The sequence below is a fragment of the Sinobaca sp. SA16-1 genome (assembly GCF_059510515.1).
The window spans coordinates 59,664-83,560 of record NZ_JCAKFL010000001.1 but is presented as its reverse complement, the minus strand read 5'-3'; the positions used below and the strand labels follow the sequence as shown (position 1 = coordinate 83,560).

Below are 23,897 nucleotides of genomic sequence, written 5' to 3'. Positions count from 1 at the left end.
CCCCCGATACGTATCCATCCTTTTCTCTCCGGTTCCGGAGAAACACGTTACCTTCCTGTAACAAATGATTCCACCGCTTTACGAAGTATCGATATTCTTCCTGCGGTGTCCACGGTTACAGCGGACGCTGATTTTACTCATCCATCTTATGATTCACTCTGCGGCCAGCTTGCCGGCCGGGAGCTTCTGCTCGAAGAAATCAATGAACCGCTGGACGTGCTGCTTCCTTTTCTACAGGCAGGTCATATCGTCATGCGCGCCGGTTTATCGAAGCTGGATAAGCACTATCTCTGCCACCGCTGCCTGGAAACAGATCCCGGGTTGTTTGCGGCATTTTTCTGTGCGCGCTGCGGCCGGTCCTGCCATTACTGCCGTACCTGCCTGGATATGGGACGGATCGACACGTGCCGGGTGCTGTTCTCCTGGAATGGCAGAGCGGTCCGTTCAGCAGGAGACGCGTCCCTGCAGTGGCAGGGAGAGCTCTCCATGGACCAGAAGAAGGCATCGGATGCATTATGCCGGGCTGCAGCCAACCGGACGGAGCTGCTTATCTGGGCGGTGTGTGGAGCCGGGAAAACAGAAATCCTCTTTCGCGGCATAGAAGCGGCCTGCCGGAATCGGAAACGGGTGCTGTTGACGACTCCGCGCGCCGATGTCGTCATGGAGCTGCTTCCGCGGATCCGGACTGCTTTTCCGGGACTGATCGTTAAAGGCCTTTACGGCGGAAGTGAAGAACGCTTCGGGTATGCGGATATTCACGTCGCGACGACCCATCAGACGAGACGGTTCCGCGATGCCTTTGATGTGGTAATTATTGATGAAATAGATGCGTTTCCCTTCTCCTACGACCTTTCCCTTAAAGAGGCCGTTAATAAGGCAGCTAAAATGGATGCCGCCCGCATTTACTTAACCGCGACCCCGTCCCGCCTTTTAAAAAAACAGGCGCGGTCCGGGAAGCTGCCCTTTATCCAAATCCCGGTCCGCTACCACGGCTTTGCGCTTCCCGTCCCCACGCTCAAGTGGATAGGCAATTGGAAGAAAGCACTGAAAAAAGACCGGCTGCCGTCGGCCCTTCTCACCTGGTGTGAGGAAAAGGTAACGGCATCCATCCCGGTGTTTGTATTCGTGTCCTCCGTCGATCAGGCCGAAACGGTCTCCCGGCTGCTTGCCGAAAAGTGGGAGGGGACGATTGGTGTACATGCAGCTGACCCCATGCGTCATGAAAAGGTGCAGCAGTTCCGTGAGAAACAGGCGCCGATTTTAGTAACGACAACGATTCTGGAGCGCGGCGTTACGATAAAAGGAGCGGAGGCAGCCGTGCTTGGCGCGGAAGAAAATATATTTGACGAAAAGGCGCTCGTCCAGATTGCCGGCCGTGTCGGGCGGAGCGCGGACCAGCCGGACGGTGACGTGATCTATTTTCATTACGGCAAAACAACCGCAATGCTTGATGCGGTCCGGCACATCGAATCGATGAACAAACAGGGGAGGACAGAGGATGACAGGTAAGCAGCGCTGTTTATACTGTATGGAACTAAGGCAGGAGCGGCTCTCCTGGCGTGACCTCATCAGCCGTGACGACGATCCGGTCTGTGCGGACTGCCGGGCGCTGTTCACCGCGGTGCGTTCCCGGGACTGCCGAATCTGCGGCCGCGAAAAAGACGAGCGCAGCGCTCCGTTTTTCCGGGATACGTGCTGCGGCGACTGTATCGCATGGGGAAATAAAGACATTGGACAGGCTTTTGCCCATAATGTGTCGCTGTACCATTACGATGAAGCGATGCAGCAGTGGATGGTGCGCTGGAAATACCGCGGTGACCCGGCGCTAACGGCTGTGTTTCAAAAAGAATGGGTGCAGGCCTGGAGGCGCTCTTTCGCTTCCTGGAAGGTGATGGCACTGCCGGCGGGGAGGGAAAGAATGCAGGAAAGAGGCTTTAATCAAGCGGCGCTGCTGGCAGATCTGCTGCCAGCGGTTAGGATAAACGGACTAGAAAAGAAAGATGAGCCGAAAAAACAGAGCAAAAGTACTAAAAATCAAAGAGAAAGCTTGATCTATCAACCTTTCTATCTTACCGAGCAGAAAAAAGATATATTTCAGGGTGAAAAAATTCTATTGGTAGACGATATATATACTACAGGGACCACCGTCAGGAAAGCAGCGTCTGTTCTGCGCAGTGCAGGGGCTGAGCGGGTTGCTTCGCTCACGCTTGCAAGAAGTACGGGTACCCTTTCCAGAAAAGAGGAGAAAGCCCAATGAACCAGCTTGAAAACTGCAGCGTCTGCGAGCAGCTCTACGTACGAACCGTACGGAATGTCTGCCCGTCCTGCCATAAAAAACGCGAAGACCGGTTTCAAGCCGTCTATACGTTTATTCGTAAAAAACAGAACCGCCAGGCAACAATGGCCGATATTTCTGACGCCGTGAAGGTGGAAGAAAAGGAAATTATTCAATTTATTAAAGAAGGCCGGTTGGAGCTGAAATCTTTTCCACAGCTGTTTTATCCGTGTGCATCCTGCGGAGATGGCATTCGTGAAGGGAAAATCTGCACATCCTGCCACATCCGACTGAAAGCGGATCTGGATCAGGAAACGTACGAACAGGAGCGCTCGGACAGGCTTCGAGAAGATCATGCAAACATCTATCGGTCGAAACCGGTCCGGTAGCCATGTAATAATAGAAACAACAGCCGATATAAGAAAGAGAGCAGTACCGATCGGACTTATCAGAGGAGGCAGCAGTCATGAAAATCAATCCAAGCGGACCAATCAACAACCCATATCAAAAAACGGTAAAAGCGCAGGCCTCGGGACAGGCCGCGCCGCAGAAGACCGACAAACTGGAAATTTCAAAGGAAGCCAAGGATATGCTGAACAGCGATAAAATTGACCCGGCCCGCCAGTCAAAGGTGGACGCGTTAAAGCATAAAGTAGAAAGCGGCGATTACAAAGTAGATGCCGAAGAAACTGCCAGAAAGTTTTATGATTTTTGGACAAAGCAGTAACGAGGAATAGAGAAGGGGAGAAATGAGCATGTCGGTGAAAGAACTGGTAGAAAACATGGAACAATTGGCGGGCCTGCATGAGAAACTGCATGAGCTGAGCCTGGAAAAAACAGAGCTTCTGAAAAACAATGAAGCCAAACAGCTGCAGGAGCTTGTAAAAAAAGAAGCGCTCTGCGTCCGTGCCATTGAAACCGTGGAAGCGGGGCGCGCCGAGCAGGCGGCCGCCGTTGCCGGGGAATACGAGGCAGACGAGGTAACGATCCGCAGCCTGCTGGCCGTTCTTCCAGAAGCCGTGCAGGCAGAGCTCCACCGGCTGCAGGAGCGGCTTGGGGAAACCATCCAGAAGCTCCAGAAGCAGCAGGAACTAAACCGTATACTGCTTGCTGATTCTCTCTACTTTCTTCAGAAAAATATCGAATGGATGCGTCCGGCAACGGATCAGTCCCGCTATACACCGCCCGGACAGAAAAACCAGGCGCAGGCATATTCGTTTTTTGATTCAAAGGCGTAAACGCCATACTTAAAGGAGGTGTCATGTATGTATTCTACGTTTCACGGGCTGGAAACAGCCAAGCGGGCCATGACGGCCCAGCAGTCTGCACTGCAGACGACAGGCCATAACATAGCCAATGCAAACACTCCGGGATATACCCGCCAGCGGGTAACAATGGAGGCGGCACAGGCCTTCCCAAAAGCGGGCATGAATGCCCCGATGATTGCAGGGCAGATGGGAACAGGAGTCCACACGCCGTTTGTCGAACGAATCCGTGAGCAGTACCTGGACATCCAGTATCGAACGGAAACGAGCAAAACCGAATATTGGAGCACGCATGCCAGCGCGATGGAACGGATGGAAGACATCATGAATGAACCTTCCGAACACGGCCTGGCAAACTCGGTTACCCAGTTCTGGGAAGCTGCCCAGGACATGTCGGTCCAGCCGGAAGATGCAGGGGCCCGTTCAGTTATGCGCCAGCGCGGGGAATCCCTTGCGGAAACGTTCCGCTACATAGGAGATTCGCTTCAGGCTAATAAGCTGGATGTGAGAACAGAGCTCGATATTACCGAAAAAAACGTAAACTCGCTGCTATCACGTATTAACGAAGTAAACACCCAGATTGGAAAAGTGGAGCCGCACGGCCAGATTCCCAATGATTTGTATGATGTGCGCGATAATCTGGTCGATCAGCTCTCCGGTATGCTTTCGATAGAAGTGGTCCGCAACGAAGGCGGCGCCAACGCAATGGCTTCTGCGGAAGGCAAGATGAACATTTACGCTACAGACGGAGAAGGCGGCAGGCTTTTCACACTCGTGGACGGCCAGGCCGGAGCGTTTAAACAGATGGCTGTCACAACGAATCCCGAGCAGCAGCATGATCCAATTGACGGACTTACTTTCACATGGGCGAACGGGAACGCCGGAACCGAGCCGGAAAACGCAGGCGATCCCGGAGCAGTAGCCGTGCTGAACAGCGACGGCAAGCTCAAAGCACTCGTGGAAACATACGGTTACGTCGATCCAACCACAAACGAAGCCGCAGGCACGTACCCGGATATGATGAACGACCTGGACGTGATGGCGCTCACCTTTATGAACGCGTTCAATGAAGTACACCAGGCCGGCTGGAACCTGCAGGATATTGAAAACAAAACAAAAGGCAACGATATTCCCTTTTTCACGATTCAAGAGGACCGCGCCGAACTGGGAGCAGCACGTTCCATCGGGCTCAGCGCAGAAATTAAAGGCAACCTCGACCTGATTGCTGCCGCATCGCCGGTTGCAAACGCGGACGGAACGATGGCAGCCTTCAGCGGAGACGGCTCTAATGCCCGTGCGCTGGCAGCACTAAAGGACGTGAAGCTTGGATTCGGCGAAGGCCCGAACACAACACTTCAAAGCTTCTATCAGGGAGTAGTCGGGGAGATGGCGGTTAAAATTTCCGAAGCCGGCCAGAAAGCGAGCACGTCCGACTCCCTGCGGACGAGCGCAGATAACCGCCGCATGCAGGTAAGCAGCGTGTCGCTCGATGAAGAAATGGTCAGCATGATTCAGTTTCAGCACGCCTACAACGCAGCCGCCAGAAATATTACCGCCGTAGATGAAATGCTTGACCGGATTATTAATAACATGGGACTTGTCGGCAGATAACCGAAGAAAAGAGGAACGCGTATGAGAGTTACACAAGGGATGCTTGCCCAGCAGTCGCTGCGCCATGTGACCCAAAACTATAAAAACTTAAGCGAAATGCAGAACCAGCTTTCCACCGGTAAAAAGATCTCGCGTCCGTCCCAGGATCCGGTCGTCGCCGTAAACGGCATGCGCTACCGGGCCCAGACCGCCGAAGTGCAGCAGTTCCAGCGCAACGTCCAGGAAGCCCACACGTGGATGGATGCCGGAGACACTGCCTTAGGCGAAGCCACGCAGGTGCTGCAGCGGTTAAAAGAATTGACGACGCAGGCGGCAAACGATACGTATGACGCAGGGCAGCGGGACAATATCGCCAAAGAAGTCAAACAGTTGAAAGAACATATGGCTACAATGGCGAACTCATCAATAAATGGAAAATATATATTCAATGGCACGGACACGAAAAATGCGCCGGTCGATTCCGCCCGACTTGGGATTGCGCCGGATGAAATGCTTGCAATGGAAGCAGACGAGCTGGAAACAATCCGCGTGAATGTAGACGGAGCGGTGTACAGCAACGCTGTCCGCGTCGATGAAAACACAGTGCAGTTTACAAATGATGCAGACGAAACGGTGACCTTCACCCAGACCGAAGACGGGCTGGAGCTGAACGTAAACGGAACGCCTACCGATCCGCGTGCCGCTTTCGTTTATGACGAATCGGCATTATCTAATAACGAAGCCCAGGTGAACATTGAACTGCTTCATGATACAATGATTCCAGTGAACATTTCACCGGCAAGCGTTTTTAATCAGGAGCTGTTTGCCGACCTGGAACGGCTCGAGCGGACGTTAAGCAATCCGGATGCCGGCTCGGCCGACATAGAGAAATTTTTATCTAAAATAGATAATCATATGAATAACACGGTTAACGAGCGCGCGGAGCTTGGCGCCCGCACAAACAGGATTGAAATGATGGAGAACCGCCTGGGGAGCCAGGAGTTGATTGCTGAAAAAGTCATGAGCAAAAACGAAGACGTGGACCTGGAGAAAGTGATTATTGAACTGATGCTGCTTGAAAATGTGCATCAGGCGTCTCTTGCCACCGGCGCGAGAATTATTCAGCCATCGCTTATGGATTTTCTGCGTTAAAAAGAAAAGCGGGCGGAACAAAGCCTGTTTTTCTTTTTTATTTTGTAAAGGAGGATATATATGAAGATACATACGAAATACAGTGGTACAGTAACGATTTCACCAGAGGATAAATTTATTTTTGAGCATGGCCTTCCGGGCTTTGAAGAGGAAAAAGAATTTGCGCTGCTGCCATTTGACGAATCAGGACTTTTATATGTGTTACAATCAATTACAAGAGCGCAGACAGCACTGGTTATTACCGATCCATTTCCATTTTTCAAGGACTATGAGATTATGCTGAACGATTCGCAGACGGGGGAACTTGAGGCAGACAGCCAGAAAGATGTGGTCGTATTTACCGTGCTGACCGTGCAGGATCCGTTCCAGGAGACAACCGCAAACCTGCAGGCGCCTGTTGTACTGAACCCCGCAAAACAGAAAGGCAGGCAGATCATTCTGCCGGATACGGCTTACCGCACAAAGCATAAGCTGTTTCCCAATACCCCGCAGACAGCTTCTGCCGAAAGTGGAGGACGGTAAATGCTTATACTTACGAGAAAAAAAGACCAGACGATTAAAATCGGCGACGACATTGAAATTACCATCACCGCTGTGGAAGGGGAACAGGTAAAGGTAGGCATAAGTGCCCCTAAACATGTCGAAATTCACCGAAAAGAAGTATACGAAATGATTCAAAAAGAAAACAACCAGGCCTCTAATATTGATGTATCAATGCTTTCCCAGATTTCTGAATTAATGCAGAAAAACAAAAAATAAGCCAAACCTCCTTTTTTTGCTGCAAAAGTCTCAGAATTTTAACAAAATACCAAAAACTTCTTGATGCTTAAAAGTATGATACGGTATAATGTGTGTCAAAAGTACCGCGACAAATAATGCTTTTGGCGTTCTACTTAAGCGAACACAAGGTCTTTCGGTCGTTGTAAGAAATCGGCATTCAAGATAAAATTTGAAAGCATAGTCATCTTTACGAAACATAAGGAATTGAAAAGAACAACCGCTTGCATAAACGGCTACATATAGATATAGAGGGAACAGGGCAGCAAGGGGCAGCTTGGTGGAAGTGTAATCATGTACCTGCAAGAAAAAAATCACACTTTCAGAGATAGTTCAGGAGGAATACATAATGCCAAAAATGCTTAGACGTAAAGGTCCAGTCCACCGCCGGCCGGTATTGTTTATTGATACCTCCGGGGAAGCCATGGTTAGACGTGCAGTGGCGTACATGGGAAAATCAGTCGAAGCGGAAACGCCGGAGTCTCTTTCTCTCCTACCGCAGGAAGGAATCGCGAAAGACACGGTCTACTGTACCGAGTGCAAAAACGTAGACCTGCTCCAGCTTATGGAAACGATAGCCGAAATCGGGCTGCCGGTCCGCCTTGGAGTAAACGTGTCTTCTGAAGACTCCCACTTATTGGAGTATCTAATGAGTAAAGACGTATCCATCATGATGGCGGCGGACCGTTCCATGAAGGAATGGTGCGAGCAGTTTGAAAAGGCGGAAGCTTTTCAGACGTATATGGACCCATACTTCCAGCCGTATTTCATGGAGCGTTACCGCAGCCTTCACCGCCAGCAGGAACAGCCAAAGGAGCAGCAGATGCAGCTTGAAAGCGAGAAAGCCAGATCGGTTCTCTCTGACGCGGAAATCCGCATACTGGAGAAAATCATTGAAGGCAAAAGCAACCGCCGCATTGCGGAAGAATGCTACCTCGCTGTGGCGACTGTTAATAACCACGTGAGTCACTTAACGAAGAAAATGAAAGCAAACGACCGCACGCATACGATTAAGCGGGCGATCGAAGAAGGCTGGATTAATATCTCCCAGTCTCCTGACTCGAAACGGTACTAAAAACACATAACGAATCCCCCGGAGGCAACGCCATGGCTCCGGGGGATTTTTCGTTTCATCTAAGTACGACCTGTTTTCAGCCGATATCGGTAAAATGGGACATGCAGTGGCTCGTGCGGAGTAGCTGCTGCTGGATCGAATAGGCGCTGACTTCCGTTGGCATCGTGGAGCGGTCGCGGAATTCGATCACGCCTTCTATTTTTGCAGGCCGCACGTGCGAGTAGAACAGCCAGACGTTATCGGGCGAGCGCTGGGAGTGAATCGGAAAAGCAAAAATACGGCGCTTTTCATCTATTGGTATAGGTTTGCGGCGAATAAAGCCGGTAAGGTGCTTCACCGCGTCTCCCCGTCCCTGCAGGGAAGAGCCGTTTTCCAGGCAGGCGTAGCTGATAATTGCAGCCGGCGTCTGTTTAACGTAATACCGGGCTCCTCCTTCTTCCCGGACAAGAGCCTTTGCTTCCCCTTCGAAGCACGGCTCAATCGCCTGGGTGTTCGTTGTGATCTGATACGATGGTAAAATGTTCTGTAATGTTGTTTTCAAATGTTATTTATCCCCTTTTAAAGTATTGTGGCTGCAAAGCCCACTGCTCCGCGGTCACAAGACTAAATTACCATAATAAGAATAGGTAGTCCATCGATTTTAGGAGGATATACCTAATCGGCATAAAATTTCTAAAAAAACATCTAAAAAAACATTAAACATGTCAAAACCCCTGCCGATATAAACAGTGTAAGCAGGAAAGACAGACCGGTCAGCGATCGTAGCCGGTGTCCGAATGCCTTACATAAACGCTCCACAAGGATGTGGAGTAAAAAACAATATGGAGGTTTTATATTATGATTATCAACACGAACGTAAGTGCAATGAACGCCCACCGTCAACTTGGAGCAAACCAGGCAAACATGCAAAACTCAATGGAGAAGTTGTCTTCCGGTTCACGTATCAATCGTGCAGGAGACGATGCAGCAGGTCTTGCTATTTCTGAAAAAATGCGTGCGCAGGTGAATGGCTTAGATCAGGCAAGCCGAAATGCACAGGATGGTATTTCTCTTATTCAAACAGCAGAAGGCGCTCTTGATGAAACACACAGTATTCTACAAAGAATGCGTGAGCTTGCTGTTCAGTCTTCCAATGATACTAACACTGAGGGTGATAGAGAAGAAATCCAAAAAGAAGTAAACCAACTAGTATCTGAGATTGATCGAATTGCAGAAAATACACAATTTAACGAAAAGGATTTACTAACAGGTGATTTTTCAGGAGTTGGATCTGGTTTAGTATTTCATGTTGGTGCAAATGCAGGTCAAAATATTGAATTGACTATTTCTAATATGAGTTCAAGTGGAACACTTGCAGTAGATGATCTTGACTTGGAAAGTCAATCTGGAGCAGATGCTGCGATTACAATTATTGATGATGCTATTAAACTTGTTTCTTCTGAACGTTCGAACTTAGGTAGTACCCAAAATCGTTTAGAGCACACAATTTCTAACCTTAACAACTCCTCTGAGAACCTCTCAGCAGCTGAATCTCGTATTCGTGACGTAGATATGGCTAAAGAAATGATGGAAATGACAAAGAACAACATTCTTTCCCAAGCATCTCAGTCTATGCTTGCACAGGCAAATCAGCAACCGCAAGCAGTACTACAGTTACTTGGATAATAGTTGTAAAATATTTATAAAAAGGGGCGTCCTAAAAGGGGTGGCCCCTTTTTATTTCCCTTATTTCACAGTAATAATAGTCATTATTACTTTATAATTGTATAGATCAAACCGATACTATTTATAGAGAAAAGAATAAAGGGAGGTAGACCATGAAGTTTGTGATCCGGGAAAAAATTTATGAGTTTAATAATAAAAGTGAAGCATTACATTCTATGATAGATTTGGTTAATAGCGAATTAGAAAATAAAGATTATTATTTTAGTCATTTTAATGTCGATAATACGTTTGTTTTTGATGATTATGAACAGTACTTTGAAGAAAATTTTCAATTGATCGAAAGGGTCGAAGCTGTTTTTAAAACTGTATCTGAATTTTTCATTGAATCTTTACATTCAATGAAAAATTATCTTGAAAGATTATTACCAGAGATTAGAATTTTTGTGAATGAACTTTACAGTAGTGAAGCAGATATTGGATCAAATAAGACGCTCCAATTGCTAGAAGGCATTCAATGGATACATAGAACCATAAAAAATGTAGATCAGTTAGAAATGCGTCCTAAAGATTGGGATAGCTTACTGATTTCAGTTATAAGTTTAGAAATAGTTGTAAAAGAAATGGAAGAAGTATTTGAAAATCAAGATACGATTGTATTTGCGGATTTACTGAGATATGAAATTGAACCATTGTTAGTTGAAATAAAAAAAAAATCAACAACAATCATTGATAAGGTAGGAGTTAGATATGGTACGAATTGAAAATATTAATTACCTTAGAAAAAACTTCCCGATGGTTAGAACAGTTACCAAAGATCACTATAAACATAACAATATAAAAGTAATAAATTCTAAAATAGATCTTCCTACTTTAACTATAAAGAACGATGGACGTATACTCTATTTACATAGTAAATACGATCCTATTCAAGAAGCGGAAAAATTGGTTGAACAGTATTCTGAAGAATTAAGCGAAATAAAAAATGTATTTTTTTACGGAATAGGGTTAGGGTATCATATTGAAGCGATTAGAAAGCAACATCCAGATATTTCTATAACATTGTATGAACCTAACATTGATGTTTTCCAATGTCTGATGGAAACCAGATTAATTAAATACTTAGTTAATAAACCTATAAAAAATTTGTTTGTGGAAACTTCTGAGGAAAATAGAAATCAATTCCTTCGTAATTTTGCGAGTGAAGTAAATAACGATGTTCTTTTGATTACTCTGCCAAGTTATGAGCGAATATTTAAGGAAGAGTATCGAAGTTTTATTGAAATATTTACTGATGAGATCAAGAATAAAAGAATGAATTTACGAACAAACTTTGCCTATGAAAAACTTTGGACTATAAATAGTTTGATGAATTTAAAAGAAACAATTCGAACACCAAACATTTTACATCATGAAAACAAACATATATTTAAAGGGAAACCAGCAATTATAATCGCAGCAGGTCCATCTTTAAATGAAGAACTAGATCATCTTAAGCATATTAAAGTGAATGGGCTTGCATATATTTTTTCTGTTGGCTCTGCTATAAATACATTAGTGGAGTATGGTATTTATCCTGATGCTGCATGTACATATGATCCTACTTCACACAATTATAGAGTTTTTGAAAAAGCAATTAATACAGAAGCGGATTGGGAAATCCCTATGATATATGGAACGAGTGTTGGTTTTGAGACAATTCAAAAATATAGAGGACCTAAAGCGCATATGGTAACCAGCCAAGATACGGTATCTTCATATTTTTATCAACAAGATAGTCAAAAAGAATTAGTAAAAGTATCAGACGCATCCTCTATTGCTGTAGTAGCGACAGAAATGTTAAACAGGCTGGAGTGCGAGCCGATCATATTTGTTGGACAAAATTTTGCTTATTTAAATAATTCCCACTATGCAAAAGGAATTGAATATGAAGGAAGATCAAATGCTGTCTCTGAAAATGTTTTGGATAAATCGATAACTGTAGAAAATGTTCAGGGAGAACTCATATTAACAAATGAGGTTTTTTTAAAAATGAAGATGCAAATGGAGCTGGTTATCGAGGCTTTTCAAAGAATAAACAATTGTAAGTTTATTAATACAACTCAAGGCGGGGCAAAAATTAATGGAACAAAATTTTTGTCTTTGCAGCAAGTAATCGAACAGGAATTAACTAATAAACAGATTGTTGCAAATTGGTATGAATTTTTGGAAGAACCTTTAAAGCCTTATGAATTTATGAGTAAAAGACAAATAATGGATGAGAGTTTGAATGAATTAATCGATATTATTGACCATTTGCAGCAAATTATAACACAAATAAATAAACTAACTGATACTCAGTCGATTCAGTTAACTAACAATCTATTTAACAAATTCGATAAATTTTTTAAAAATCTTAAAAATCTAGATTTTTATAGATTGTTTATTTTGCCTATGATCCGTGTGCAAAATGAATTGGTAGCTAAGCAAGTAGAGGAATTTCGTTTTGAACAGGATACAGTAAAAAAGAGAGAAAAAATGGTAAAAGCATTCTCGAACTACTTTAATCATATTGAAAAAATTCTTGAGATGATAGTGCCTATTTATAATAATGTGATGACAGAGATTGAGGGAAAATCCAAAGAAAGATAACCAGAAATATGCTGGAGATTTGTTGGATATTACAAATAAAACTATTTCAATAACGGGTGGCACTGGTTCATTTGGCAAAATGGTCGTTGTTCGAATCTTAAAGCTAGATATAAAAAATTTATTATTTTAGATAGTAGGAAATGAATCAGTTTATTCTTTTATTATCCAATCAGATATTAGGAAAATATTGATGATTAAAACCGTAAGTATGAAATAAAAGCTAGATATTTTAACTCTATTCTTATAAAAAAATAAAAGGAAATGTCACTAAAAACCTCCCATAAAAGACGGGATTGTTAATTAGAATTTAATTCAAATGCCGAACTGTCGTTATTTGAATGAGTTGCTGCTTTTAACCTATTTATTAATTTTAGCTGTAGCCATTTTCAAATGTGTAGAGGAGAATAAAAAAACCATGTCGGAACAGCAAAGTTTTAATATTCCAGCTCATCACAATATATATACAGGGACTAGCGGTAGAGAGTTAAGAATTGATTTTTCTTTACCTCAAAATGGAGTGAATACACAAACAGGATTATTAATCTTTGTACCGGGTTTTGGTGGGGATATTGATTCAAAGGTGTACAAGAAGATGAGAGGAGTATTTGCAGATGAAAACAATATGGTAACTATCCAATGCGATTATTTCGGAAGTGAATTTATGCAAACTGCGAATAACTACTATATTCAAGACAAGCAAATTCTACATAATATCTTTACAGATGAAGAGTTAGAACAAATAAAAAAAGATTCTTCAATGCTATTAAATTCATTAAAAAATAAAAAAAAGATTCTGCCTGTAAAAGCAAAAATAGATGAAAAGGAAGAATTATTTAATGATATGAGTTACATGCAGGCAATAGATATTATTACTGCAGTTGAGGCTGTTAAAATGGTATTAACTGATAATGAATTGGAATTTAATCGAAAAAGAACAATAGGTTACGGTCACTCACATGGTGCATATTTGCTTCATCTATGTAATGTGTTAGTACCAAATTTATTTTCATATATTATTGATAATTCTGCTTGGTTAGAGCCGGTATATATAACAGGAAATAGGCATATTTATCATCAAATTGGTTACGGCATTCTTGATGTCGAGTTCGAATATCTAGCCAAAAAAATTATTAAAAATAAAAAAGACTTGAATCTAGATGTGTTATATGAGAACTATTCAGGAAGTACTCAAATTTTATCTTTTCAAGGTAATAACGATAATTTAGTAAATCATAAAAATAAACAAACTTTAATTGAAGGGTTATTCAACTCTCTTTTTATTCTTGTAACTGAGAAGGATATAGACGACAACAAATATAAATCAAATACCCACGGTTTAAATGCAGATTTTCTAAAATTGTTTACATACGCATTAGAGTATGAGTTATCCACTGCGGAAATTCCGTCGATTTTATGGGGACATACAGTTTCCTATGGTGGTGTAGAAATCACAAATCATAATAGGCTAGGATTGCCAGTATTTAAATTCAATTTCAAATAATATTAGAAACCGAATTGAAATATTGTAGAAATACATTCGGAAATCACAGGGCAACTTCCGAATAGTTTTAGATGAGCGAATAATTAACTTTCTAACAAAATATTTATTCATAAACAATTTCAAAGATTATTTGACTTAGAGTGATTAGAGAGTTGGAATTGCTATCCAAAGCCAATGCGGTGCACAAATCCTATATTTTTACATAAGTTTTGTTCATTCTCCAGTTCAAGCTTATTCCTAACATGAAAAGGCTAAAGAGGAAATGAAAACGTTATTTGATTGGCATATCGTTTTTTAATTCTAATTGAAAGAAGGTGCTATGGTGGATATTGCTGCATTATCTATGGCAATGAGTCAAGGAGAAGTGAAACAACAGGCATCGGTCTCGATGATGAAGAAAGTGATGGGGCAGGCAGGTGAACAAAGTGAAGCTCTAAAAAAGCTGATGGAATCAGCGGATGTGCAAAAGATAGAGCAAGCCGCTCAACCGCATCTTGGAGGACGTATTGATGTAAAAATATAATAAAGGGTGTGTAGAGCAGCCTATGCGAACAAGTATTAACAAGGTGGAGCAAAAGAAATAGAGTAAGTGACATATTGTTCATTAACTAGTACTTTTCGATTAGAAAATTATCATTTTGGTAGAAAAAAAGCATTTATTTCTCTCAAGATAAGATAAAAAGGAAGAAGGAATGACCTATGAACGAGGGGATTTCAGGATTCAGCGATGCGGTACAGTTTTGGAAAAAAGCAGTCATGGAAGAACAGAAAGTGACGTCTATTGAGCAGACTGATAAAAAAATTGTTCGTCCCGGTATTGAAAAGGGATATGACGCGATTCTATTATCCAATACTGTAAGCGAAGGAAATAAGCTGATGCGGCATACAAGCCTGCAGTTTTCCCTGCATGAAGACCTGCATCGCCCGATTGTTAAAATAGTAGACCGTGATACAAAAGAACTTATTCGGGAGATTCCACCGGAGAAGTTTATGGACATGGCAGCTGCCTTTATGAAACAGGCAGGATTAATAGTAGATAAAAGTGTGTAAAAGTTTATGGAAGCCTCGGCCGATCAGCTGGGGTTTTTATTATGTGAAAAATACATAAACACCTTAATAAAATTTTTCAGCAAAAGGTTTAGTTTATCGTTGTACAGGCCGATAAAGAGAGTAGAGTTCGAGAACGAGAGGATGAAAACAGATGGCGATGAACCGGGTTACCGGCTTTGGCTCCGGAATGGATATAAATCAAATGGTAAAGGATCTCATGCGCGCAGAGCGGATGCCGATGGATAAGCTCACGCAGAAGAAAACGACGATTGGCTATCAGATGGAAGAATACCGAAGTGTAAACCGCATGTTCAACGATTTCCGGACAAGCACCTTTGACACGGTTATGAGAGGGGCACAGATGCAGGCCCGTACGGCAGGCTCTACGAATGATGCCCGGGTGACAGCGACGGCCAACTCTGAAGCCGGTAACTCCAGCTATCAACTTAGTGAAGTGCGGGAGCTGGCAAAAGCAGCGTCGTTAACTACTTCGACGCGCGTGGGAGATACGACTTTTAAAAGCACTACCAGTCTCGGTTCACAGAGCTATACAGCTAATCCGCCGGAATGGAAGTCGGGCGTGACGCAGAAAGAAACGCTGCGCGGCAACGGTTCCCAAACAACATTTACGGTATCAAAAGACAATCTAAAAACAGATGCAGCCGGCGACATGATTATAAAAGGTAGAAATCAAAATTATGAAGTTGTAACAGGAGACGGACCGCTTTCAGCCAATCAGGTTCGTGTCACTTTCGCCGGAGACGGCAGCAGTATGGATTTGGAATTCGGGAAAGCACCGGCTAGCGGCGACGTGACCGTTGATTATTTTACAACGAGCGCCACCCAGTCATTTAATCCAACCGCAGCCCAGTCGACTTTTTCTCTTGGGAAAGGTTCGATTGATCCGGCAACGCTCGATATACGGGTAGGTGGCGGAGGTCCGCTCACAATTATTACGGATGCCAACCATACGCTGCAGGCAGGCGAAGCGTACCTGAACAGCGCAACCGGCCAGATCCGCCTGGCGGAGGGTACGACGGAAGCCGTCGAAGTGAACTATACCCAGCAGTATGAAACCGGGGCAATCTCTACCTTCAACGCGGAAGGCCAAGAAGTGAAGGAACAGTTCATTATCCAAAGCGGGCAGTCGCTGGATCAGGTCATGACGGCAGTCCGTAATTCCAAAGTCGGCGTGCAGGGCTTTTATGACCAGTTTACCGGTAATATTTCCATGAACCGCTCTGAAACCGGAAAGTTTAATGAGGATGGGCCGGAAATGATATTTGAAGGGAACTTTTTTCAAAATACATTGGGGTTGGGTAGTGCCAACTATAACGATGGATCAAACGCAAAATTTACGCTAAATGGCCTGGAAACAGAACGTACATCCAATACCTTTACCGTTAATGGTATGACGATGACACTTAAGGATACATTTACCGCTGCGGAAGGTGCGGTTACACTTTCTTCCACCGTCAATACAGACAGCGTATTTGATACGGTTAAAGGCTTTGTGGATGAATACAATAAAATGCTGGAGACGATTAACGGCAAACTGAAGGAAACCGTGAACCGCGATTATCCACCTCTCACCGACGAACAGCGCGCAGAGCTCAGCGATTCGGAAATTGAAAAATGGGATAAATTGGCCCAAAGCGGCATGATCCGTAATGACCGCATCATTAGTAACGCGATGACAACGATCCGCAATGATCTCTACGGTTCTGTCAGCGGCTCCTCTTTTGGCAACCTGACGGCTCTTGGTATTACGACGACGAGCAACTATATGGACGGCGGTAAGCTTGAAATTGATGAAACGAAGCTTCGGGCAGCGATTGAGTCTGATCCGGAAGGTGTATTCAACGTGTTTGCTGCCAACGGTGCGACGAAGAACGAGCAGGGCGTTGCCCGTCGGATGCGTGACAGTCTCGATACCGCGATTACGCAGATTGCCGAGCGGGCAGGCGGTTTAAAAGGAAAAGTCCAGAACAACCAGTTTACGCTCGGACGTGAACTTACAAATACAGACAGCCGTATCAGCGATTTTGAGCGCAAGCTGACGATGATTGAAGACCGCTACTGGAAGCAGTTCAGTGCAATGGAAAAAGCGATGTCTGCAGCAAACAGCCAGTCTGATATGATCTATTCGATGTTTTTTAACAACCAATAATAAAATTGCAATACGTCTGGGAGGACAGCACATATGGCATTTAACCAAGCACAGGACCTTTATAAAAAAAATATGCAGGCTGCAGGCCCTTCTAAGCCGCTTGCTTCCGTTAGTACGATGGCAAGAGAAACAAAAGCCCCGGCTCCGCCTCTAAACGCTCCATCACAGGCATACAAAAGCCAGTCGGTGCAGACTGCATCCAAAGGCGATTTAACGCTGCTGCTGTATAACGGCTGCCTGAAATTTATCAGCCGGGCAGAGACCGCTATTGCGGCAAAAGATCCGGAAGAACGGCATACGTTTATTATGAAAGCCCAGGATATTATCCGCGAGCTCATGATTACGTTGAAAACAGACAGTGACGTCGGCAAAAATATGATGCAGCTGTATGACTTTATTTTATCCCGCCTCAAAGACGCCAATGTTAACAACGATCCACAGGCGCTGCAGGAGGCAGCCGGGCTTGTGACTGATTTCCGTGACACGTGGAAGGAAGTTATGAAACTCGACCGCCAGCAGCGTTTCGGGAGTGGAGGCCAGGCATGATTGAGGCGTTATATGAAGAAACAAAGCAGCTTCATGACTTAGTTACCGACAGCGATCCTGAAGGAGAGAGTGACCGTGAAGCTTATTTAGAGCGCGTGAATGAACATTTGTCCAAACGAGATGCACTTCTTGCCGAAGTCTCTACAGCTGGCACGTTTACATCAGAAGAACAAAAGCTCGGTGAAGAAATGACAAAAATGAATCAAGTCATTGATGCTCATATGGAAAATGTGCTCGAACGCTGGAAAAAAGACGTGCAGCAGCTTAAAGCGAAAAAGCAGTCCAACAAGCTTTACCAGAACCCTTATGCAGAACCGGCATCCGACGGCGTATTTTTTGACCAGAAAAATTAATAGAATTTTTATAAGTATAAAATAACGAAACAAACAGGCGGCGACTCAGGCAGAACAGCCATCGGTGAAGATAAAGAGGGCTCTTTCCTCTTTAGCTGAGGCATGGCCTGCCGAAAGCGTTCGCCTGTAAAATCTATATCTTTTCAACAACACAAAAAACCTGCCCATTCCAGAGCAGGTTTTTTGCTTTTTTTTCAGCAGGCAGGCGTGATAGGGTTAAGGCAAAGGGGGGATCAGGCGATGGCGAAATCATTGGAACGGGCGGAGCTGGATTTTCTGGCTACATACTCCGCTCTGCTTGATACGTTGGAGGATGGATTCAGTTCGGTAGCGTATTTCTACCGGGAAGGGTTTGAAGAAAGCGGGGACCGCCTTCTGCTGCAGATGCTCGACAGCGTACTGCCTTATTCACCGGAAAACATGACGATGGCGCATATTTTATCCGAACGCGGGGAGCATCAGCACGTATTAAAACAATTTTATCAGGCGACAGCGGAAGCGGAGAAAAAGCTAGAAGGAAAGAACCGTCATGAAAAGATCACGTACATGAGTACGGTGCTGCTGCCGGTATTCCAGCGCTGGAAGCTGTTAGTGGACGGTCTGCAGACGCAGGAGGATTAATCTATGTAATAGGGGAAAGATAGAGGCGCTGTCTGGTTTTTACTATAACAGGAAACAGAGAGTCTGCCTGTTTCCCTATGTAAAAGAAACGTTCCACAGTATCCTGCTGGCGTGTCCGTACGTTACGTACGGCGTCCGTTCGATGAAATTAAGACTCTTTCTAGAATAAACTTCCATCAATATGGGTATAGAGTACATGTGGTAACGAACGAAAAAACGTGATTTTAAAAGGAGTGTCCGTATTGGATAGTAAACTTTACATCAACGGAGAATGGAAAGAAGGCTCCAAGGAACGCTTTGACGTACTGGATCCCGGCACAGGTGAGAAAATCGGCACCGCAGCCAATGGCGGCAGCAAAGAAACAGACGAAGCCATTGAAGCGGCGAATGAAGCATTTAAAACATGGTCCAAAACAACGGCCGGCGAACGGGCTAAATATATGAAGAAAATTCATCAGCTTATGCTTGAAAAGAAAGATGAGCTCGGTGAACTGATTACGAAAGAAATGGGAAAGCCCCTGCATGAAGCAAAAGGGGAAATTGAATACGCCGCTTCCTTCATTGAATGGTTTGCTGAAGAAGCGAAACGCGTATACGGCGAAACAATTCCGGCGAGCTCCACGGAAAAACGGATTATGGTTATCCATCAGCCGGTCGGCGTTGTAGGTGCGATCACGCCGTGGAACTTCCCGCAGGCAATGGTCACCCGTAAAGTGGCGCCGGCGCTCGCTGCAGGCTGCACTGTAGTCTTAAAGCCGGCAGAAGATACACCGCTGTCCGCGTTTAAATTCGCAGAAATCTGCGAAGAAGCCGGACTGCCGAAAGGCGTATTTAATTTAATCAGCGCCGACAGCGGTTCGGAAATCGGCGAAGCGATGATGAGCAATAAAGCGGTCCGCAAAGTAACTTTCACCGGTTCCACCGAAGTCGGCAAAATCCTCATGAAACAGGGTGCGGATCATATGAAGAAACTTTCGCTTGAGCTGGGCGGCCACGCACCGATTATCGTACTCGATGATGCGGATGTGGATAAAGCCGTTACCGGTACAGTTGCATCGAAATTCCGCAATGCCGGGCAGACATGTGTGTGCGGCAACCGGGTTTACGTGCAGGAAGGCATTTACGATGAATTCGTAGAAAAATTCCAGAAGAAAGTCGCAGAGCTGAAAGTCGGCAACGGCTTTGACAAAGTCGATATCGGTCCGCTGATTAACAAAGACGGCTATGAAAAAGTAGAGCGTCACGTGAAAGATGCGGTCGAGCAGGGCGCCAAGGTCGTTCACGGCGGCGATGGCTACGAGCAGGACGGCGCTTATTTCTATAACCCGACCGTGCTGAAAGATATTAATCACGATATGGTGATTATGAATGAAGAAACGTTCGGTCCGGTAGCGCCGATCCAGAAAATCTCCACCGATGAAGAAGGCGTGCGTCTTGCCAACGATTCTCCGTTCGGTCTTGCTTCCTACTTCTTTACTGAAAGCATGAGCCGCGGCATGAAAGTAGCCGAAGGACTTGAATTTGGTATTGTCGGCTGGAATGACGGCGCGCCGTCTGCCGCCCAGGCACCATTCGGCGGCTGGAAAGAAAGCGGTATGGAACGTGAAGGCGGCCACCAGGGACTGGAAGCATTTCTTGAAACTAAATATATTTCCATGGGATTGTAAAAAAACCGGGCGCTTCGATCATGAAGCGCCTTTTTCTGTGTATAAGGTCCTGAGCCCTTGTTCCGAAGGGAAATTTTTAAAAAATAAATGCCCTTTTTTTAAAATTTCTTTTGGGTTTAAGAAGGTATATAAGAGTGGAATAGAGAAGTGTAGTAACAACCGAGAGGAGGAGTTTACTAGTGAATTACAACATTCGTGGTGAAAACTTAGAGGTGACTCCCGCATTGAAAACATATGTGGAGAAAAAAGTAAGCAAGCTTGAGAGGTATTTTGATACTACCCCGGTTGCAGATGTTCACGTAAAGCTTCAAAAGCAAAACAGCGACAGCATTATTGAGGTGACGATTCCAATGCCGCAGCTATTACTGCGTGCCGAAGAAAATCATGCCGATATGTACGCGGCTGTAGATCTTGTAGTGGAAAAGCTGGAAAGGCAGATTCGTAAGTACAAAACAAAAGTAAACAGAAAATTCAGACAAAACGGCAGCGTCAAGCAGCTGTTTAATAACAACATGGAAGCCCTGCAGGAGCAGGTATCCCAAAATGGGGACCCGTCCAACGCAGAATTTCCTGAAAATCCGGTCGATGATCTTGAAGTCGTCCGCACGAAGCGCTTTAATTTAAAGCCGATGGATGCAGAAGAAGCGATTCTGCAGATGGACATGCTCGGCCACAATTTCTTCGTTTTCTCCAACGCAGTAAACGGAGACACAAGCGTTGTCTACAAACGTAAAGATGGAAGATACGGGCTGATTGAGCCTGAATAAATAAACAGCCGGACAGCAGACATGCTTCCGCACAGACAGGAGTCCTTTCGGGGGCTCCTTTTTGCATACCGTTTTTAATTGTAAGCTCCTATTGAAACTGATAGAATAATATAAGGTATGAAGAAAAATAATTGATACTATAAGTACTCGATTTTCCTCTGCTACACAGGCAGGAAATATATATGGACAATCGATTCTATTTCCCAGAAGGGGAAGAGAGGACGATGATGAACAAATGATGGGCATGCTTAAAAAAGTAATAGGAGACACCGACCAGCGCCACGTAAAGAAAATGCAGAAAACAGTGGAGGCAGTGGAATCCTTTGCTGACGATATGAAAAAACTGAGTGATGACGGTCTCCGTACCAAAACGGAGCAGTTTAAAAAAGACTATGCGGACGGAAAGTCGCTTGACGATCTCCTCCCGGAAGCTTATGCCGTTGTCCGGGAAGCAGCAACCCGCGTCTTAAAAATGACGCCGTTCCCGGTACAGATTATGGGTGCGATTGTCATGCACCGCGGCAACATTGCGGAAATGAAAACCGGTGAAGGTAAAACGCTCGTAGCCACCATGCCGGTGTACCTGAATGCGCTCGCAGGAAAAGGCGTGCACGTGGTTACCGTGAACGACTACCTTGCCCGCCGGGACAGTGAAATGATGGCGCCGCTTTATGAATTTCTAGGCATGCAGGTCGGCCTTAACCAGAAAGGCATGACAAAGGACGAAAAGCGCGAAGCGTACAATTTTGATATTACGTACAGCACAAACAACGAGCTCGGCTTTGACTACCTGCGTGACAACATGGTTCTTTACAAAGAGCAGATGGTCCAGCGCCCGCTCAACTTTGCGGTTGTCGATGAAGTCGACTCGATTTTAATTGATGAAGCGAGAACGCCGCTCATTATTTCCGGTACCGCGGAGCAGTCTACGAAAATGTATGCAACGGCCAATACGTTTGTGCGCCGCCTGGAACTGGAGACGGATTACACGTACGATGAAAAAACGAAAAACGTTCAGCTCACAGAAGAGGGCGTGAACAAGGCGGAATCTGCTTTTCAAATTGAGAACCTGTATGACCAGCGCCACGTGCAGCTGATTCACCATATTAACCAGGCGCTTAAAGCACGTGTCGCGATGCACCGCGATTCCGACTATGTGGTCGAAGACGGCAACGTCGTCATCGTTGACCAGTTTACCGGCCGGTTAATGAAAGGCCGCCGCTACAGCGACGGGCTTCATCAGGCAATTGAAGCAAAAGAGGGAATGGAAGTTCAGAAAGAAAGCATGACGCTCGCCTCGATTACGTTCCAGAACTACTTCCGGATGTACCAGAAGCTTGCCGGGATGACCGGTACGGCCAAAACAGAGGAAGAAGAGCTCAAGGACATTTACGGAATGAGCGTTACCTCCATTCCGACAAATAAACCGATCGACCGGACGGACAGCCCGGATCTTATTTTCAAGTCCAAAGCCGGCAAGTTCAAAGCGGTTGTGAATAAAATTGAAGAATTGTACAAAACCGGCCAGCCGGTGCTCGTCGGTACGGTAAGCGTGGAAACATCCGAGCTTGTCGCAAACCACCTGCAGAAGCGGCGCGTGCCGCATCACGTACTCAACGCAAAGAATCACGAAAATGAAGCAAAAATTATTGAAAACGCCGGTCAGCGCTCCGCTGTGACCATTGCGACAAACATGGCCGGACGCGGAACCGATATTAAACTCGGTGACGGCGTACGTGAGCTCGGCGGACTGTTTGTGCTTGGTACCGAGCGTCACGAAAGCCGCCGGATTGATAACCAGCTGCGCGGACGTGCCGGACGCCAGGGCGATCCGGGTGCATCCCAGTTCTTCCTGTCTATGGACGATGAGCTGATGCGCCGGTTCGGATCCGACAACATGCGAAGCATGATGGACCGCCTCGGCATGGAAGAAGACCAGCCGATTGAAAGCAAGCTCGTCAGCCGTGCGGTGGAACAGGCCCAGAAGCGGGTGGAAGGCTCCAACTTTGATGCCCGTAAACAGGTACTGCAGTATGACGATGTGATGCGCGAACAGCGTGACGTCATTTACAAGCAGAGAATGGAAGTACTCGAGTCCGATAACCTCAGCGCGATCGTGAAAACGATGATCGGTACGGTCATTGAACGAACCGTCCATATGTACACACCGGAAAATGAAGTGCATGAAGACTGGGATCTGGAAGGTCTCACGCATTACCTGAGCGGTACTGTACTTTCCATGGATGATCTGAAAGTAAAAGACATCGAAGGACTGGATTCCGAAGAGATTATTGATAAAGTCAAAGGCATAGTAATGACGAAGTATGATGAAAAAGAAACAGAACTTTCCGCGCCGACGATGCGCGAATTTGAAAAAGTTATTATGCTGCGTGGAGTGGACCGTAAATGGATGAACCACATTGACCAGATGGACCAGCTCCGCCAGGGTATTCACCTGCGGGCGTATGGCCAGAACGATCCGCTCCGTGAATACAAGTTCGAAGGCTTCAACATGTTTGAAGACATGATAGCTTCAATCGAAGAAGAGGTAGCCACCTACGTAATGAAAGCCCAGGTGAACAACAACCTGGAGCGTAAAGAAGTGGTCTCCCAGAACCAGGCGGTTCACGGAGAAACAGACCGCTCCGACGCCGCCAAAAAGCGGCCGGCCCGAAACACCGAGGATGTAGGAAGAAACGACCCCTGCCCATGCGGCAGCGGGAAAAAATACAAAAACTGCCACGGCCAGGAAGATACGAAAGCTCAATAAATAATTCAAGGGGAGGAAAGGCGGA

Annotated in this window: 24 protein-coding genes; 23 read left to right on the top strand and 1 reads right to left on the bottom strand. The window is 45.3% G+C overall.

Going from position 1 to position 23,897, the window contains the following annotated elements:
* The first annotated feature begins 105 nt into the window (after positions 1-105).
* The 10 genes from AC5W2J_RS00420 to AC5W2J_RS00375 all read left to right on the top strand — a co-directional run bounded on the left by AC5W2J_RS00420 (position 106) and on the right by AC5W2J_RS00375 (position 8,134).
* Positions 106-1,509, top strand: a complete 1,404-nt coding sequence (locus tag AC5W2J_RS00420; protein ID WP_496057504.1) for an ATP-dependent helicase ComFA — start codon at positions 106-108, stop codon at positions 1,507-1,509.
* Complete coding sequence (locus AC5W2J_RS00415) at positions 1,499-2,257, top strand: ComF family protein (RefSeq protein WP_496057503.1); 759 nt, start codon at positions 1,499-1,501, stop codon at positions 2,255-2,257. The genes AC5W2J_RS00420 and AC5W2J_RS00415 overlap by 11 nt, the downstream gene beginning before the upstream one ends.
* Positions 2,254-2,664: a TIGR03826 family flagellar region protein gene (locus tag AC5W2J_RS00410; RefSeq protein ID WP_496057502.1), complete on the top strand. Its 411-nt coding sequence runs from the start codon at positions 2,254-2,256 to the stop codon at positions 2,662-2,664. Before AC5W2J_RS00415 ends, AC5W2J_RS00410 begins: the two co-directional genes overlap by 4 nt.
* Positions 2,665-2,741: 77 nt before the next feature.
* Positions 2,742-3,002, top strand: a complete 261-nt coding sequence (gene flgM, locus AC5W2J_RS00405; protein ID WP_496057501.1) for a flagellar biosynthesis anti-sigma factor FlgM — start codon at positions 2,742-2,744, stop codon at positions 3,000-3,002.
* 28 nt (positions 3,003-3,030) lie between these two features.
* Positions 3,031-3,513, top strand: a complete 483-nt coding sequence (locus AC5W2J_RS00400) for a flagellar protein FlgN (protein ID WP_496057500.1) — start codon at positions 3,031-3,033, stop codon at positions 3,511-3,513.
* A gap of 27 nt (positions 3,514-3,540) precedes the next feature.
* Positions 3,541-5,151, top strand: coding sequence for a flagellar hook-associated protein FlgK (flgK, locus tag AC5W2J_RS00395; protein WP_496057499.1), 1,611 nt, complete (start codon positions 3,541-3,543; stop codon positions 5,149-5,151).
* A 21-nt stretch (positions 5,152-5,172) separates the two neighbouring features.
* Positions 5,173-6,282 (top strand): flagellar hook-associated protein FlgL, encoded by a 1,110-nt coding sequence (gene flgL / locus AC5W2J_RS00390; protein ID WP_496057498.1) that lies wholly within the window; start codon positions 5,173-5,175, stop codon positions 6,280-6,282.
* 60 nt (positions 6,283-6,342) lie between these two features.
* Positions 6,343-6,804: a flagellar assembly protein FliW gene (fliW, locus tag AC5W2J_RS00385; protein WP_496057497.1), complete on the top strand. Its 462-nt coding sequence runs from the start codon at positions 6,343-6,345 to the stop codon at positions 6,802-6,804.
* A complete protein-coding gene (csrA, locus tag AC5W2J_RS00380) occupies positions 6,805-7,041 on the top strand; it encodes a carbon storage regulator CsrA (RefSeq protein WP_496057496.1) in 237 nt (78 codons plus the stop codon).
* 367 nt (positions 7,042-7,408) lie between these two features.
* Positions 7,409-8,134, top strand: a complete 726-nt coding sequence (locus AC5W2J_RS00375; protein WP_496057495.1) for a response regulator transcription factor — start codon at positions 7,409-7,411, stop codon at positions 8,132-8,134.
* Positions 8,135-8,210: 76 nt separating this feature from the next.
* On the opposite strand, the gene AC5W2J_RS00370 is transcribed toward AC5W2J_RS00375, so the two are convergent.
* A complete protein-coding gene (locus tag AC5W2J_RS00370; RefSeq protein ID WP_496057494.1) occupies positions 8,211-8,675 on the bottom strand; it encodes a competence protein ComK in 465 nt (154 codons plus the stop codon).
* 296 nt (positions 8,676-8,971) lie between these two features.
* Between AC5W2J_RS00370 and AC5W2J_RS00365 the strand changes: the two genes are divergently transcribed.
* The 13 genes from AC5W2J_RS00365 to secA all read left to right on the top strand — a co-directional run bounded on the left by AC5W2J_RS00365 (position 8,972) and on the right by secA (position 23,872).
* Positions 8,972-9,799: a flagellin N-terminal helical domain-containing protein gene (locus tag AC5W2J_RS00365; protein ID WP_496057493.1), complete on the top strand. Its 828-nt coding sequence runs from the start codon at positions 8,972-8,974 to the stop codon at positions 9,797-9,799.
* Positions 9,800-9,951: 152 nt separating this feature from the next.
* Positions 9,952-10,560: a DUF8042 domain-containing protein gene (locus AC5W2J_RS00360; protein WP_496057492.1), complete on the top strand. Its 609-nt coding sequence runs from the start codon at positions 9,952-9,954 to the stop codon at positions 10,558-10,560.
* Positions 10,547-12,427, top strand: coding sequence for a motility associated factor glycosyltransferase family protein (locus tag AC5W2J_RS00355; RefSeq protein WP_496057491.1), 1,881 nt, complete (start codon positions 10,547-10,549; stop codon positions 12,425-12,427). Before AC5W2J_RS00360 ends, AC5W2J_RS00355 begins: the two co-directional genes overlap by 14 nt.
* 316 nt (positions 12,428-12,743) lie before the next feature.
* Positions 12,744-13,928 (top strand): DUF2920 family protein, encoded by a 1,185-nt coding sequence (locus AC5W2J_RS00350; protein ID WP_496057490.1) that lies wholly within the window; start codon positions 12,744-12,746, stop codon positions 13,926-13,928.
* Positions 13,929-14,247: 319 nt separating this feature from the next.
* Entirely contained in the window at positions 14,248-14,451 is a 204-nt protein-coding gene (locus AC5W2J_RS00345) for a YjfB family protein (protein ID WP_496057489.1), read from the top strand.
* A 176-nt stretch (positions 14,452-14,627) separates the two neighbouring features.
* On the top strand, positions 14,628-14,978 hold the full coding sequence (locus AC5W2J_RS00340; protein WP_496057488.1) for a flagellar protein FlaG: 351 nt from the start codon (positions 14,628-14,630) through the stop codon (positions 14,976-14,978).
* A gap of 151 nt (positions 14,979-15,129) precedes the next feature.
* Complete coding sequence (fliD, locus tag AC5W2J_RS00335) at positions 15,130-17,148, top strand: flagellar filament capping protein FliD (protein WP_496057486.1); 2,019 nt, start codon at positions 15,130-15,132, stop codon at positions 17,146-17,148.
* 33 nt (positions 17,149-17,181) lie between these two features.
* Complete coding sequence (gene fliS, locus AC5W2J_RS00330) at positions 17,182-17,694, top strand: flagellar export chaperone FliS (protein ID WP_496057485.1); 513 nt, start codon at positions 17,182-17,184, stop codon at positions 17,692-17,694.
* Positions 17,691-18,047, top strand: a complete 357-nt coding sequence (gene fliT, locus AC5W2J_RS00325) for a flagellar protein FliT (RefSeq protein WP_496057484.1) — start codon at positions 17,691-17,693, stop codon at positions 18,045-18,047. The genes fliS and fliT overlap by 4 nt, the downstream gene beginning before the upstream one ends.
* A gap of 240 nt (positions 18,048-18,287) precedes the next feature.
* The gene (locus AC5W2J_RS00320) at positions 18,288-18,668 is read left to right on the top strand and encodes a DUF8042 domain-containing protein (protein WP_496057483.1); all 381 of its coding nucleotides are present in this window, start codon (positions 18,288-18,290) and stop codon (positions 18,666-18,668) included.
* Positions 18,669-18,910: 242 nt separating this feature from the next.
* Positions 18,911-20,335 carry an NAD-dependent succinate-semialdehyde dehydrogenase gene (locus AC5W2J_RS00315; RefSeq protein WP_496057482.1) on the top strand — a complete coding sequence of 475 codons (1,425 nt, stop codon included), beginning with the start codon at positions 18,911-18,913 and terminating at the stop codon, positions 20,333-20,335.
* Positions 20,336-20,514: 179 nt separating this feature from the next.
* Entirely contained in the window at positions 20,515-21,102 is a 588-nt protein-coding gene (hpf, locus tag AC5W2J_RS00310; protein ID WP_496057481.1) for a ribosome hibernation-promoting factor, HPF/YfiA family, read from the top strand.
* Positions 21,103-21,337: 235 nt separating this feature from the next.
* Positions 21,338-23,872, top strand: a complete 2,535-nt coding sequence (secA, locus tag AC5W2J_RS00305) for a preprotein translocase subunit SecA (RefSeq protein WP_496057480.1) — start codon at positions 21,338-21,340, stop codon at positions 23,870-23,872.
* Positions 23,873-23,897: the final 25 nt, after the last annotated feature.

Bases quoted from the DNA above. Each gene is read 5' to 3' on its own strand.
- AC5W2J_RS00415 (WP_496057503.1), top strand. From the start codon at position 1,499: ATGACAGGTAAGCAGCGCTGTTTATACTGTATGGAACTAAGGCAGGAG.
- AC5W2J_RS00410 (WP_496057502.1), top strand. From the start codon at position 2,254: ATGAACCAGCTTGAAAACTGCAGCGTCTGCGAGCAGCTCTACGTACGA.
- flgM (WP_496057501.1), top strand. From the start codon at position 2,742: ATGAAAATCAATCCAAGCGGACCAATCAACAACCCATATCAAAAAACG.
- AC5W2J_RS00400 (WP_496057500.1), top strand. From the start codon at position 3,031: ATGTCGGTGAAAGAACTGGTAGAAAACATGGAACAATTGGCGGGCCTG.
- flgK (WP_496057499.1), top strand. From the start codon at position 3,541: ATGTATTCTACGTTTCACGGGCTGGAAACAGCCAAGCGGGCCATGACG.
- flgL (WP_496057498.1), top strand. From the start codon at position 5,173: ATGAGAGTTACACAAGGGATGCTTGCCCAGCAGTCGCTGCGCCATGTG.
- fliW (WP_496057497.1), top strand. From the start codon at position 6,343: ATGAAGATACATACGAAATACAGTGGTACAGTAACGATTTCACCAGAG.
- csrA (WP_496057496.1), top strand. From the start codon at position 6,805: ATGCTTATACTTACGAGAAAAAAAGACCAGACGATTAAAATCGGCGAC.
- AC5W2J_RS00375 (WP_496057495.1), top strand. From the start codon at position 7,409: ATGCCAAAAATGCTTAGACGTAAAGGTCCAGTCCACCGCCGGCCGGTA.
- AC5W2J_RS00365 (WP_496057493.1), top strand. From the start codon at position 8,972: ATGATTATCAACACGAACGTAAGTGCAATGAACGCCCACCGTCAACTT.
- AC5W2J_RS00360 (WP_496057492.1), top strand. From the start codon at position 9,952: ATGAAGTTTGTGATCCGGGAAAAAATTTATGAGTTTAATAATAAAAGT.
- AC5W2J_RS00355 (WP_496057491.1), top strand. From the start codon at position 10,547: ATGGTACGAATTGAAAATATTAATTACCTTAGAAAAAACTTCCCGATG.
- AC5W2J_RS00350 (WP_496057490.1), top strand. From the start codon at position 12,744: ATGCCGAACTGTCGTTATTTGAATGAGTTGCTGCTTTTAACCTATTTA.
- AC5W2J_RS00345 (WP_496057489.1), top strand. From the start codon at position 14,248: ATGGTGGATATTGCTGCATTATCTATGGCAATGAGTCAAGGAGAAGTG.
- AC5W2J_RS00340 (WP_496057488.1), top strand. From the start codon at position 14,628: ATGAACGAGGGGATTTCAGGATTCAGCGATGCGGTACAGTTTTGGAAA.
- fliD (WP_496057486.1), top strand. From the start codon at position 15,130: ATGGCGATGAACCGGGTTACCGGCTTTGGCTCCGGAATGGATATAAAT.
- fliS (WP_496057485.1), top strand. From the start codon at position 17,182: ATGGCATTTAACCAAGCACAGGACCTTTATAAAAAAAATATGCAGGCT.
- fliT (WP_496057484.1), top strand. From the start codon at position 17,691: ATGATTGAGGCGTTATATGAAGAAACAAAGCAGCTTCATGACTTAGTT.
- AC5W2J_RS00320 (WP_496057483.1), top strand. From the start codon at position 18,288: ATGGCGAAATCATTGGAACGGGCGGAGCTGGATTTTCTGGCTACATAC.
- secA (WP_496057480.1), top strand. From the start codon at position 21,338: ATGATGGGCATGCTTAAAAAAGTAATAGGAGACACCGACCAGCGCCAC.